The organism is Mucilaginibacter sp. P4_D1 (assembly GCF_056401935.1).
This window is the reverse complement of the sequence record NZ_JBFUIJ010000016.1, coordinates 92,999-106,000: the sequence shown is the minus strand read 5'-3', so window position 1 is coordinate 106,000 and position 13,002 is coordinate 92,999. Positions and strand designations below refer to the sequence as shown.

7 protein-coding genes are annotated in these 13,002 nt (G+C 43.4%); 5 read left to right on the top strand and 2 right to left on the bottom strand.

Features of this window, described 5'->3' with window-relative positions:
* Position 1 precedes the first annotated feature (1 nt).
* From AC1DV1_RS15960 to AC1DV1_RS15940, 5 genes are all read left to right on the top strand, one after another.
* Positions 2-1,591 (top strand): SusD/RagB family nutrient-binding outer membrane lipoprotein, encoded by a 1,590-nt coding sequence (locus tag AC1DV1_RS15960; protein WP_477360909.1) that lies wholly within the window; start codon positions 2-4, stop codon positions 1,589-1,591.
* Between the two features lie 118 nt (positions 1,592-1,709).
* The gene (locus tag AC1DV1_RS15955) at positions 1,710-5,024 is read left to right on the top strand and encodes a VCBS repeat-containing protein (RefSeq protein WP_477360907.1); all 3,315 of its coding nucleotides are present in this window, start codon (positions 1,710-1,712) and stop codon (positions 5,022-5,024) included.
* A complete protein-coding gene (locus AC1DV1_RS15950) occupies positions 5,024-6,367 on the top strand; it encodes a vanadium-dependent haloperoxidase (RefSeq protein ID WP_477360905.1) in 1,344 nt (447 codons plus the stop codon). The genes AC1DV1_RS15955 and AC1DV1_RS15950 overlap by 1 nt, the downstream gene beginning before the upstream one ends.
* Positions 6,368-6,412: 45 nt before the next feature.
* Positions 6,413-8,578 carry a glycoside hydrolase family 3 N-terminal domain-containing protein gene (locus tag AC1DV1_RS15945; protein WP_477360903.1) on the top strand — a complete coding sequence of 722 codons (2,166 nt, stop codon included), beginning with the start codon at positions 6,413-6,415 and terminating at the stop codon, positions 8,576-8,578.
* A gap of 60 nt (positions 8,579-8,638) precedes the next feature.
* Positions 8,639-9,424 (top strand): mechanosensitive ion channel family protein, encoded by a 786-nt coding sequence (locus AC1DV1_RS15940; protein WP_477360901.1) that lies wholly within the window; start codon positions 8,639-8,641, stop codon positions 9,422-9,424.
* Between the two features lies 1 nt (position 9,425).
* Here the strand turns inward: AC1DV1_RS15940 and AC1DV1_RS15935 are convergent, their stop codons facing one another.
* Both AC1DV1_RS15935 and AC1DV1_RS15930 read right to left on the bottom strand, forming a co-directional pair.
* Entirely contained in the window at positions 9,426-9,788 is a 363-nt protein-coding gene (locus AC1DV1_RS15935; protein ID WP_477360899.1) for a hypothetical protein, read from the bottom strand.
* A 106-nt stretch (positions 9,789-9,894) separates the two neighbouring features.
* Positions 9,895-12,996, bottom strand: a complete 3,102-nt coding sequence (locus AC1DV1_RS15930) for a DUF5107 domain-containing protein (protein WP_477360897.1) — start codon at positions 12,994-12,996, stop codon at positions 9,895-9,897.
* Positions 12,997-13,002: the final 6 nt, after the last annotated feature.

Below are 13,002 nucleotides of genomic sequence, written 5' to 3'. Positions count from 1 at the left end.
GATGAAAAAACGACTTATATATAGTTGCCTTATTGTAGGTGCCACCTTTGTAGCAGGTTGTACTAAAAACTTTGACAAGATAAATACTGATCCAACTAAAGTAAGCGCGGGTTTAATTAATCCAAACTTTTTTATGGCGCAGGCTCAGATCCAGTTTTCAAATACAGGTTACGATCAATTACTTTTTCAAAGTATGTGGTCTCAGGCGTTAGCTTCAACTTATGATTACTACAGAAACGGCGATAAATATGTTGCCAGTGGTAGTTTCCAGGATTATAAAGCGCGTACATGGAATAATGGCTTTAGTGCCACAACCCTTATCGATGAGATGAAAAGCCTTGTTAAAGGAAACGCTGCTTTATCAAATCTTGACAATTGCGGAACTATTTTACGTGTATTGATGCTTGAGCGAGTTACCGATGCTTACGGCGATATTCCTTTTTCGCAAGAAGGACAGGCTAAAGCTGGCATTTTTACTCCAGTTTTTGATGCCCAAAAAGACATCTACGCTTCAATGCTTGATCAGTTAGATAAAGCATGTGCTGCATTAGACGCATCAAAAGCAGGCCCTACAAGCGATTTATTTTACAGCGGGAATGTTACACAATGGAAAAAATTAGGGTATTCTTTGATGTTACGTGCAGCAATGCGTTTAACCAAGGTAGATGCGGCCACTGCACAAAAATATGCCGAAAAAGCATATGCTGGTGGCACTATGACTGCTGTTGCCGATAACGCAAAAGTAAAGGCCGATTATTCTAATGGTAACGGCAACAGTGACGCAGCAGCGTTATTAGTGCCAGATGATTTCCGTGAAGTAAGATGGGGACAAACTTTGATTTCATACATGCAATCAACGGGCGATCCACGTGTTAGCGCTGTTGCTGAAATATCGGCCGGTACTGGTAAAAAAGCCAATGAAACCACAGTTGCTGGTATTTCTACCGCTGCTTTACAGGTTGGTATGCCAAATGGTTACGATTTAAATGGCGGTACAACGGATATTTCTAAAGCACCTGGTTATCCTGGAGCGACACCTGCGGATCCTACAGTTACCGGCGATGCACCAGCACCAGTAGCAAAATATTCACGTCCAAAATTTGCTGTTTACGATGACCGCAACCGTTATAACTTCTTATTAACTTACGGCGAAACTGAACTGTTATTAGCGGAAGCTGCTTCAAAAGGATGGGCAACCGGTACGGCTGCCACGCATTTTGCAAACGCTTTAACTGCTGATATGCAAACGTTAGGTCAGTTTGGTACTACATCTGTTGATGCTGCTGCTATAACTGCTTATGTTGCTGCACATCCACTGGTAACTGCTACCGCATTGCAACAAATCAACATGGAGTATTATATAGAAACTGCAACTGTTTTCAACTTTAACGAAAACTGGAATAACTGGAAAAGATCAGGCTTTCCTGTTTTAACAAAAGTTACCTATGCAAACCAATTTGCTACAGATATTCCAAGAAGGATCGCTTACCCTGTTACTTTACCTGCAACCAACGGCGCTAACCTTGCCGCCGCGATTAAAAATCTTGCGGGTGGTGATATTTTCACTGCAAGAGTTTACTGGGATAAATAATAGCTAATATTCTTTACTAACAAGGAGACATTATTGTCTCCTTGTTAGTTTTATTACTTTTACCAAAACTATTTTCCAGAACAGCGTGCCCCGATCATGAGTTTTTATTCCATTGCTGATGTACTATTTTAACTTATATCTTTTAAAACGCATATCAGGCAATATTGCTATTATTACCGCAATATTTTGCTTTACTTCCCTTCCCTCCTATGCCCAGCAGCCTTTATTCAAGTTATTGAATAGCAAGGAAACCAATATCAAATTCAGCAATGATATCAACGAGACCGAATCGCTCAATGTGTTATCATACGAGTATTTTTATAATGGCGGTGGCGTAGCAGTTGGCGACATCAACAATGATGGTTTGGCCGACCTGATGTTTACCGGGAATATGAAGCCGAACAAGCTTTACCTGAACATGGGGCACATGAAGTTTAAGGACATAACCGACAGCGCGAGCCCTGATTTGGGCGGAAGACCGGATTCCTGGAAAACCGGTGTTACCATGGCCGATGTTAATGGCGACGGATTACTGGATATTTATGTATGCTACTCGGGCAAAACTGATAATGCAACCAGGAGCAACCAGTTATTTATAAACCAGGGCAATAACAAATTTAAAGAAGAAGCGAAAGAATACGGCTTAGCCGACCCGGGATATAGTACCCAGGCCGTGTTTTTTGACTATGATAATGATGGCGACCTGGATATGTTCCTGCTGAACCACAACATTAAAAAGATTGACAACATGGAACTGGCCCGTTATAAAGATCAAACTGATGATCTGGCCAGCAACAAACTATTCCGCAATGATAACGGGCACTTTACCGATGTATCAAAAGCGGCCGGGATAGTACAAAATCCGCTCACCTTTGGGTTGGGTGTGGCCATAGCCGATATTAACAAGGATGGATGGCAGGATATTTATGTAACCAACGATTACAACGAACCGGATTACATTTACATTAATAACCACAACGGAACTTTTGCCGAAAAATCAAAAGAGATGCTAAGGCACATGTCGCACTTTTCGATGGGTGTTGATATTGCCGATTTTAACAATGACGGCCTGCCCGACATTATGACCCTTGATATGTTGCCCGAGGATAACCACAGGCAAAAATCACTTCAACTGGAAGAAAACTACGAGTCTTTTGCGCTGATGCAAAACCAGGGACTTTACAAACAATATATGCGCAATATGCTGCAGCTAAACAATGGCGATGGCACATTTAGCGAAATAGCCCAACTGGCCGGCGTATCAAACACCGACTGGAGCTGGTGCCCTCTTATTGYCGATTTTGATAATGATGGATATAAAGACATTTTTATCACCAATGGATATCTGAGGGATTACACCAATAAAGACTTTTTACGTTACTGGGGCGATTACAAGATAAAAAAAGCAATGGCTGCCGAACCATTCCGCCTGATGGACCTGGTGATGGCCATGCCTTCAACCGCCGTGCCCGATTATATTTTCAAAAACAATCATGACCTTACCTTCACCAATAAACAGGTAGAATGGGGCATTAACCAGCAAAACATATCAAGCGGCGCTGTATACGCCGACCTGGATAATGATGGCGACCTTGACCTGGTGGTAAACAATATCAACCAGCCGGCATCTATCTACCAAAACAACAGTCGCGAGACAAATAATACATCTTACGTTGCCATTAAATTAAAAGGTACAGGTAAAAACACCAATGCCATAGGCGCAAAAGTAAGCGTGTATAACGGCAAAAATATCCAATACCAGGAGGTTAACCCAAACCGCGGATACCTGTCAAGTGTATCAACCACGCTGAATTTTGGCTTAGGAGAGCTGAAGAAAGTTGATTCTATCCGGGTTACCTGGCCAGATAATTCCACGCAGTTATTAAAGGATGTAAATGCCAATCAGTTGCTCACCGTTAAATATGATCCAAGCGGAAAACTTTCGGGGCAAACTGCCGATGTAAAGAAGACCATATTTAAGCACGCCGAGCCTGTTATTGATTTTAAACCTGAAGAAATTACGCTGAACGATTTTAAACGCCAGTTATTGATGCTGTTCATGTACTCCAAAACAGCGCCGGTAATTACCAAAGCCGATGTAAATGGCGATGGCCTGGAAGATTTATTTGTAAGCGGCGAAAAAGACAGCCCTGGCAAAATATACCTTCAACAGGCAGGCGGCAAGTATTTGGCTAAAGATATAATTAGGGGTGGTACAGATAATATCGGCACAACAGCGGCGGCTGCTTTTTTTGACGCTAATGGCGATGGTAAAGTCGATTTGTACATTGCAAAAGGCGGCTATTCGTTATATGAACCCAACATTGCCGATTTACAGGACGAACTTTATATAAACGAAGGTAATGGCCGGTTTGTGCTATCGCCTACCGCCCTGCCGGTTTTGAATGCCAACAGTAAATCGGTAGTAAAAGCCTGTGATTTTGATGGCGACGGCGATCTTGATCTGTTTATAGGTGGCCGGGTAATACCGGGCCAATATCCTATGGCACCACAAAGCTATTTGCTGGTTAACGATGGCAATGGTAAGTTTACTACCGCCGTTGCACCATTTAATAAAATTGGCATGGTAACAGACGCGGAATGGATAGACCTGAATAACGATGGCCGCAAAGACCTTGTTTTATGCGGCGAATTTATGCCGGTTACCATTTTTATCAACGCTAAAGAAGGCTTTACCGATAAAACCGCTGATTATTTTAATACCCCGCAAAAAGGATTCTGGAATAAAATTGCCTTTGCCGATGTAAACGGTGACGGCAAACCAGATCTGATTGCCGGTAACTTAGGCCTAAACACCCAAATTAAAGCCACAGATAAAGAGCCTGCCGAAATGTATTTTACCGATGTTGACGGCAATGGCTCTATCGATCCGTTTTTTAATTTTTATATCCAGGGTAAAAGCTACCCCTTTGTGAGCCGAGATGAGTTGAACGAGCAGATTTATCCCATGCGCCGCAAGTTCAGCTCGTACAAAATGTATGCGGATGCTACTATTAATGAGGTTTTTAGTGCCGATAACATGGCCAAAGCCGGCAAATTGAGCATTAATAATATGCAGACAACGTTGTACCTCAATATTAATGGCAAATTCACGGCAGCGCCATTACCAACAGAAGCACAGTTTGCCCCTGCAAGCCAGATCCTGACCGGCGATTTTGACCACGATGGACATACCGATATCCTTTTATTAGGTAACCATTCAGACAACCGTTTAAAGATTGGCAGTATTGATGCAAATTATGGCTGCCTGTTAAAAGGTGATGGCAAAGGCGGTTTTACATATGTGAATCAGCCAACATCAGGACTTTCGGTTATGGGCGATGTAAAATCGGCAGTGGAGGTCAGCATCAACAATACATTATATTTACTGATAGGCGTAAGCGACGGGCCGCTTCAATTTTATAAAGAATAATGAATTACTTAAAAAAATCGCTCCTGGTATTTTGCGCGTTGATTGCACAACAATGCTACGCGCAAAAAACCAGTAATAATTACCCCGATTATTTGCAGCCAGACCATGCAGTAAACGCAGTAACCATGGTGATGGTACATGATGTAGTTGGCCCTCCTGTTGCCGCACGTTATTACGCTTACGTGATGCTGGGTGCCTATAATATTGTAGCCGCCAACAATAAAAACATTCCCGAACTGCAAAAATTCATCAAAGATTACAAGGCCAACAGTACCCTGGATACTATCCGCTTAAAATACGACTATAAAATTGCCGCTTTTTACAGCATCCTGGAAACTGCCAAACTGCTGCTGCCATCCGGATTTATGATGACTGATGACCAGGATGCCTTTGTGCAGTTGCTGAAAAAGACAAATACAGATTCAACCATCATTCAAAACTCCATTAAAGTAGCAAAGTTGGCCTCCGCGGCCGCTGTCGCGTTTTCAAAAACAGACCATTACAGCCAGTTGAGTGCACTAAAGAGATATACCCCTATAAAAGACGAAAGTAAATGGTACCCCACCCCGCCGGGATATTTTGAAGCCCTGGAACCCAACTGGAAAACCATCCGCACAATGGTGATAGATTCGGCCAATCAATACAAGCCCGCTCCGTTAATCCCTTTCAGTAAAGATACAACGTCGGCATTTTATAAACAGGTAAAGGCGGTTTACGATGTATCAAAACACCTTTCGACGGAGCAAATTAACATTGCCCTGTTTTGGGATTGTAACCCATTTGCCATCACCACATCAGGCCATATGGCTATTGGCTATAAAAAGATCAGTCCGGGTGGGCATTGGATGCATGTAACTGGCTTGGTAACCCGCCAGGCCGGGCTTGATTTTGACCACTCTATCGAGGTAACAACTTTAGTGGGCGTTACGCTGATGGATGCCTTCATCAGCTGTTGGGAAGAAAAATTCACCAGTAACCGAATCCGCCCCGAAACTTTTATTAACCGGTATATGGATGTTAAATGGCAACCCGTTTTACAAACCCCGCCTTTCCCGGAATACACCAGCGGCCATGCCGTTATCTCCAATGCATCGGCCGAAATGCTAACCTATTTGCTGGGCGATAATTTTGCCTATACCGACAATACCGAAATTCCTTTTGGCAGCGGCCAGCGCGATTTCAAGTCCTTCCGCCAGGCAGCAGCCGAAGCGTCCATGTCGCGTTTTTATGGCGGCATCCACTATATGCAAAGTATAGAAAATGGCAACGCGCAAGGCAAGAAAGTTGGTAGCGCCATCATCACCAAAATAAAAAAAGCTGGTATATTGCCGCTTGTTAAATAAAACTCATCTATCTGCCTTCGAATGAAATATATTACACATATCATCATGAAAAAGAGCGCCGCCTGTTTATCAGGTTGCGCATTAATACTATCGTCGTTATCTGCCATGGCGCAAAATACGCCTGTTTATAAAGATGCTTCGCAATCGATTGATACCAGGATAAAGGATTTGATATCTAAATTAACGTTAGAAGAGAAGGTATCCTTATTGGGCTACAGGAGCAAAGCTGTACCCCGTTTAAACATCCCCGCTTACAACTGGTGGAACGAAGGTTTACACGGCGTAGCACGTGCAGGTGATGCTACCATATTTCCGCAGGCTATTGGTATGGCGGCAACGTTTAATGAAAAACTGGTAGATTCTGTTGCCGATGCAATCTCGACTGAGGCGAGGGCAAAATACAACGTATCTACAGCACTGGGGCGCCGTTTGCAGTATATGGGCCTTACCTTTTGGACACCCAACATCAACATCTTTCGCGATCCAAGATGGGGACGCGGGCAGGAAACCTATGGCGAAGACCCGTTTTTAACAGCGCACATAGGCTCGGCATTTGTACACGGGATGCAGGGAAAAGACAGCCGTTACCTGAAAGCAGCGGCTACTGCCAAACATTTTGCAGCGCATAGCGGCCCCGAAGCTACCCGCGATTCCTTTGATGCTATTGTTGATGAAAAGGACATGCGCGAAACCTACCTGTATGCGTTCCATGCGCTGGTAAACTCCGGGGTAGAATCTGTGATGACAGCTTACAATAGTATTAACGGCGTACCAAACTCCGTTAATAAAAACCTGGTAACCGATATATTAAGGACCGAATGGGGCTTTAAAGGACACGTGGTAACTGATTGCGGCGCGCTTGATGATGTTTTTTTAACCCATAAAACCATCCCAACAGCTGTTGAAACGGCGGCCGCGGGTATAAAGGCAGGCATCGACCTGGATTGCTCATCGGTTTTCCAGGGTGACCTGGTGAAGGCTGTACAACAAAAACTACTTACAGAAAAAGAAGTTGATGTAGCCCTGTCCCGTATCCTGAAAACCCAGTTTAAATTGGGCTTTTTTGACGAAGGTGGCGCCGCGCCTTTTAAAAACTACGGTGCTGATAGTATTCACAACGAGGCTCATATTGCACTTGCCCGTAAGGTTGCCCAACAAAGCATGGTATTGCTAAAAAACGATAATAATGTATTGCCATTTAAACAAGGGCAATATACCAGCTTTATGGTTTTGGGTCCCAATGCAGCCGCTTTAGATGCGATGGTTGGCAGTTACCATGGTGTAAGCAGCAAAGTAGTAAACTTTGTAGAGGGTATTACCGGCAATGTAGACAAAGGAACCCGTGTAGAATATGACCTGGGCTGCGATTACCGGGACACCACCCATTTTGGCGGTATCTGGGGTGCCGGCAATGCCGATGTTACCATCGCCGTAATAGGTTTATCACCTGTATTGGAAGGCGAAGCCGGGGATGCTTTCCTGGCCGAATCTGGCGGCGACAAAAAGACGCTGAGCCTGCCCGCAAGCGAAATAGCCTTTATGAGAGAATTGCGCAAGGGTGTAAAGAAACCTATCATAGCTGTTATAACTGCCGGCAGCGATGTAGACGTGGCCGCTATAGCACCGTATGCCGACGCCATCATATACGCCTGGTATCCTGGTGAGCAGGGCGGTAACGCATTGGCAGATATTATTTTTGGAAAGATAAGCCCGTCGGGGCACCTGCCGCTTACCTTTTATAATTCGGTTAAGGATTTACCCGAGTATACCAGCTATAGCATGAAAGGCCGTACCTACCGTTATTTTGGTGGTGCTGTGCAATATCCATTTGGTTTCGGCTTGAGTTATACTTCGTTTAACTATGAGTCCGCTTCTGCTCCGGCTAAGCAATATGCTGCAAAGGATACCATCAGTGTGACTGTTAAAGTAAAAAACACAGGTAATATGGATGCCGACGAAGTAGTACAGGCTTACATTAAATACCCGGCCATTGACAGGATGCCGGTTAAGGAACTAAAAGGCTTTAAACGGGTAAGTGTTGGCAAAGGAAAAGAGCAATTGGTAACCATAAAAATACCGGTTAAAGAGTTACAGAAATGGGACATCCAAAAGCACGGATGGAAACTATATCCAGGTGATTATAAACTAATTATGGGCAGTAACTCGGCCGACGAAAAGCTGAGTTCCAGCTTTAAGCTTACAGGCAAATAGGCAAAACTGAAACAAACTAGGGCTCCTGAGGTTAAATAGTTATAACAATAGGTTATAATTATGAAGATTGAGAAGCTATATGATCATGTGTACGATTGGATAATTAAATACGGCCCCGGCTTTATTGTTGGTTTGTTGGTATTATTGGTGGGGCTTTGGCTCATTAACCTGTTTGTAAAATGGTCGCACTCGGGGATGCACAGAAAAAATGTCGATCCCTCTGTAAAACCCTTCCTGCTAAGCCTGATTGCAGTTGCGTTAAGAATATTGCTGGTATTGGGTGTAATGCAGATAATAGGCATCCAGATGACCTTGTTTGCAGCCCTTATTGGTGCCTTTGGCGTAGCTGCCGGGCTGGCATTATCGGGCACCTTGCAAAACTTTGCCAGCGGCGTACTCATCTTGCTGCTAAAACCTTTTGTGGTTGGCGATAACATTATTGCCCAGGGCCAGGAAGGTACGGTAATATCGATCCAGATTTTTTACACCGTAATAACTACTTATGATAACCGGACAGTGATAGTGCCTAACAGCAAACTGTCAAACGAGGTGATCATCAATATCAGTCGTGAAGGTACGCGCCGGTTAGACCTGGAATTAAAAATGCCAAACAACATCGATATCAAAGAGGTAAAATCTGTTATAGATGAAGCTATAAACAAAACCGAAAGCATTTTACCAAAGCCCGAGCGGCGGATTGGCGTGGGCACCATAGAGGCCGATGGTTACCGGATTAACGTGAACCTGTGGGTAAATGCACACGGTTTCCAGGATACCAAACTGGCCATACAGGAAACAATTTTGCAAAGCATTAAAGATGCAGGCATCAAAATACCCGGCATGTAAGCTAATTGTCGTTTGTGAGGTTATTTTTACGCTTAAATATCCTTTGAATCAAAACGCGAATCAGTACATTCTCTATCGTGATTTTAAACAAGCGGCTAAGGAGTGATAAAAACAAGTAAAGCAGTGCTACACAGCCGAAACCGGCACAGTTTGAGCCTAAGAAATCGCCAAGAAAAAAGGCAATTGTTAGCGTAACGAAAACAAATGCGACCATGAACACGGTAACCATAGCCACATCTGTGATAATAGCCGATATAATGCTTGTACGCTGTTCAATTGCTTGATATTTAAGCAGCTTATAGCGGGTTTCAAAATATTGCTTTATTTGTTTTACAATAGGTTGATAGGTATCGTTTGTTTCCATAAGCAGGTATAGATTTACTTAAGAAACAGAATACAATAAAAATGGTTTAATAAATTAATTAAAAAGAAACTAATTTATTAAACCAAAAACCAGGTAAAAAAACATTTTAAATCAACTCTTTAAGTATCCGTATCCCGGCATCGCTTATTGTTGTTTGCTGATAGCTTTTGTTTTCAAAAACGGCATTAACCCACTGCAATACTTTATCATCGGGATATTGTTTAATCTCGGTATTCAGCCAGTTGGCAGCAGCGCCCCTATCTTGTAGTTTTTCAATCGCCCGGGCCGTAACCAAATCGTTCGCCGGTAAAAAGTTACTTACCGTATTCTCAATTTTGGGTTTAAAGGCGATAATCTTTTGTAGGGATTTGTTGGCTTCATCAATATCCCCTTTTTTAAGATAGCATTGATAGTTCATCCAATCCTCCAGGCGTTCATCCACGTTTTCGGCATATGGTTTGCCTACGCCAAGGTTTGCAGGCCATTTTTTTGCCTCGTTGATAAAAATTATTGCACCGTTATAATTTTTTAATTTTATTTTTTGGGCCGCCTGCATCAGCTCTGTTTCGCGATATAATTCTCGGCCAATAGTTGCACCTTCAAAAGGCAGAATGTTAATACGGGCTAATAATTTACCACATTGGTTATAGCGCTTATTAAGTAACAATGTTTTAGCATATAAAATTCCGATGATGTAATTATCCTGGTGAGCTTTATAAAAAGGTTCCACGGTAGCCAAAGCATCGGCATATTGATTATGATTTACATAATACTCGCCAAGCAATTTATTATAACGCCAGCCTTTGTCCAGTTTTATCGCCATTTTTAAATCGGCAATATCGCTCGCTCCCAGCTGCATGGCCGCCCGGGCAGCATAAAATGGCGCAAAATCTGGCTGGTTATCGCATTGGGCAAATAGTTTTTTGCTCTCCGCTATCCGGTTACGGTCTTTATACAACAGCGCCAGGAAATACTTAGGTTTCCAGCTGCTGTTTTGCTGCACCGCCCATTGTAATACCTCTTCATCGCTATTGCGGAACGGAAACACAAAGGCTGCGCTTAACGCATTGGCTTTGGTTAGCAGTTCTGTATAGGATTTTGCCTGTTGGTGCGCTAAATAGGCAAGCTTATAACCAACCAAAGCGTTAACCGGCGATAACTGCAAAACCTGCCCACTTTCGTTAACACAGCCGTTTTTATAATAACCATCCGCAAGCTCTAAATAACTTTCAATAGGTTGCTCGTTCCGTATCAGGGAGCCGAAGGCGGTTTTATTTGCTTCCGTTGGATTTAGCAAATACTTTTCAAACGCGGCGAAATGGCTAAGTGGTTCAAAAGTCAATATCGTCTCTAGTGCTTCTGCGGCCTTTTTATTATCCTTTAACTGCCGGTAAGCAATGGCCTGCACCTGTAAGGCTCCTATATCATACCTGTTAAAATCCAGCGCCTTTGAAGCAAATTCCAGGGCCTTTTCGTAATTCTTTTCTTTAAGATACAAACTGCCTAAAGCCGAATAAGCGGCGTTTCTGTATTCTATCGATAGCGACGCAATATCAAAGCCATCTTTGGCGTGAACCAAGTTTCCGAATTGAGCATTGATAACGCCATAATAATAATTGGCCGCTCCATCGTTGGTGTTGATGCTCAAAGCGGTTTTAACATAGGTTAGGGCCTCGGTATAGCGCATGTTATGATACATCAATACAGCGCTTTGCACCAGTGCGGGCAGGTAATATGGATCTTTGGTTAATGCTTCGGTTAGCTTGATTTCCGCATCGGGGTACATTTTTTGATCCATTAATTCTTTACCCTGGGTGTACAGGCCGTAGGCGCTGTCCCAGTCAAAACCGGTTGGCAAATCAAGCGGACGGCTTAAATTATCGGCATCTGGCCTGGCATCGTAAATGAGTTTATTGCCGCCTATGGTTACTATTACATCTTTGGCATCCGCCTTGATAGAATCAGCGAAGATTTGCAGCGGATTGAGGGTTAATTTTTTACTGTAGATAACCTGCCCACCCTGTTTTACTTCGAGCACATCATCTGTTTTTTGTACCGGGTTAAAGTATAATTTGAGCCAGCCATCAGCCGCCTTCACATTTAAAGCCCCGTAGTTGTTAGCTTTTACAAAGCCTTTGGTTTTCATAACCGGGTACCAATACTCCGTCCAGGTATCTGATGCGCCGGGTGCAAAGCTTTTGTGTTTAAATGGTGTAAAAGTACTTTTAGGCGATGTTTGGTTAAACAACCTGCCCGATTGAATTTCGGAATATTGTCCGTCGTTATCAGTCAGCAATTTTTCCCAAATCATGCCCTGGTCTGATAGTCCCCAGATCCAGATCTTTTTACCCGCTTTATCTTCGTGGCCGCCGTAACGTGCCATGCCGAAATCGTCATCGTGCCAATAGGCTCCAAAAAAATCGGTGTACTTGCCAAATACGTGGTATGATTTGTAGCCGCCAAAATTGTTGTTTTCGTAAAACGATATATCCCTCCCGTTTTGTTTATTTATCGGCCAGTCGCTATACTCTCCCTGGTGGCCCAGGTAATTGGTGCCCGGAAAAATATATTGCAGGTTGCCTTTTGTTTTTATCCCGGTGTTCATCCAATGGTAATATGGCTGCTCAATCGGGGTTGAATTATACCAGAACGATTTGGTGGTAAAGTATGCCTTATCTTTAGGCAGGTTAACCTCCATTGTCCAGGTGGTGCCGGTGAGCAGGTCAAGTACACTGATGATGCAGCTTACGCTGCCGTCGGCGTTTTTACGGGTAAGGTAATCAACCGGGGTTACTGAATTTGGGGTATGACCGATGATGCCGTAATTTGGTTCGATACCGCCGCTTGTCCAGGGGCCACGCATGGCAATATCCCTGAATTTGATCACATGGTTTTCATAAACAATAGGCTTACCAGTCGATTTTTCGATAGCCGACCATATCTTTCCCCCTATCTGCGGCATTATGGTAAGCCTGATGTACTGGTTTTCCAGCTCCACTATCTTCCATTCTTTTGATACCGGTTTATCCGTAAATCCATCGTAACGGAAATACGGGTAAACGTTGGTAAAGTTGGGGATTGGGTTAGGATCAGAGAAAGGATAGCTGATAATTGTTTTGTTATACTCCTTTACACTTGCCTCCTGCTGGGCAAAAGCCCTCCCTGTGCCTATGCAAAAGCATAWGGCCATCAACCATTGTTTCTTCATCAGCTT

Bases quoted from the DNA above. Each gene is read 5' to 3' on its own strand.
- AC1DV1_RS15960 (WP_477360909.1), top strand. From the start codon at position 2: ATGAAAAAACGACTTATATATAGTTGCCTTATTGTAGGTGCCACCTTT.
- AC1DV1_RS15935 (WP_477360899.1), bottom strand. From the start codon at position 9,788: ATGGAAACAAACGATACCTATCAACCTATTGTAAAACAAATAAAGCAA.
- AC1DV1_RS15940 (WP_477360901.1), top strand. From the start codon at position 8,639: ATGAAGATTGAGAAGCTATATGATCATGTGTACGATTGGATAATTAAA.
- AC1DV1_RS15945 (WP_477360903.1), top strand. From the start codon at position 6,413: ATGAAAAAGAGCGCCGCCTGTTTATCAGGTTGCGCATTAATACTATCG.
- AC1DV1_RS15950 (WP_477360905.1), top strand. From the start codon at position 5,024: ATGAATTACTTAAAAAAATCGCTCCTGGTATTTTGCGCGTTGATTGCA.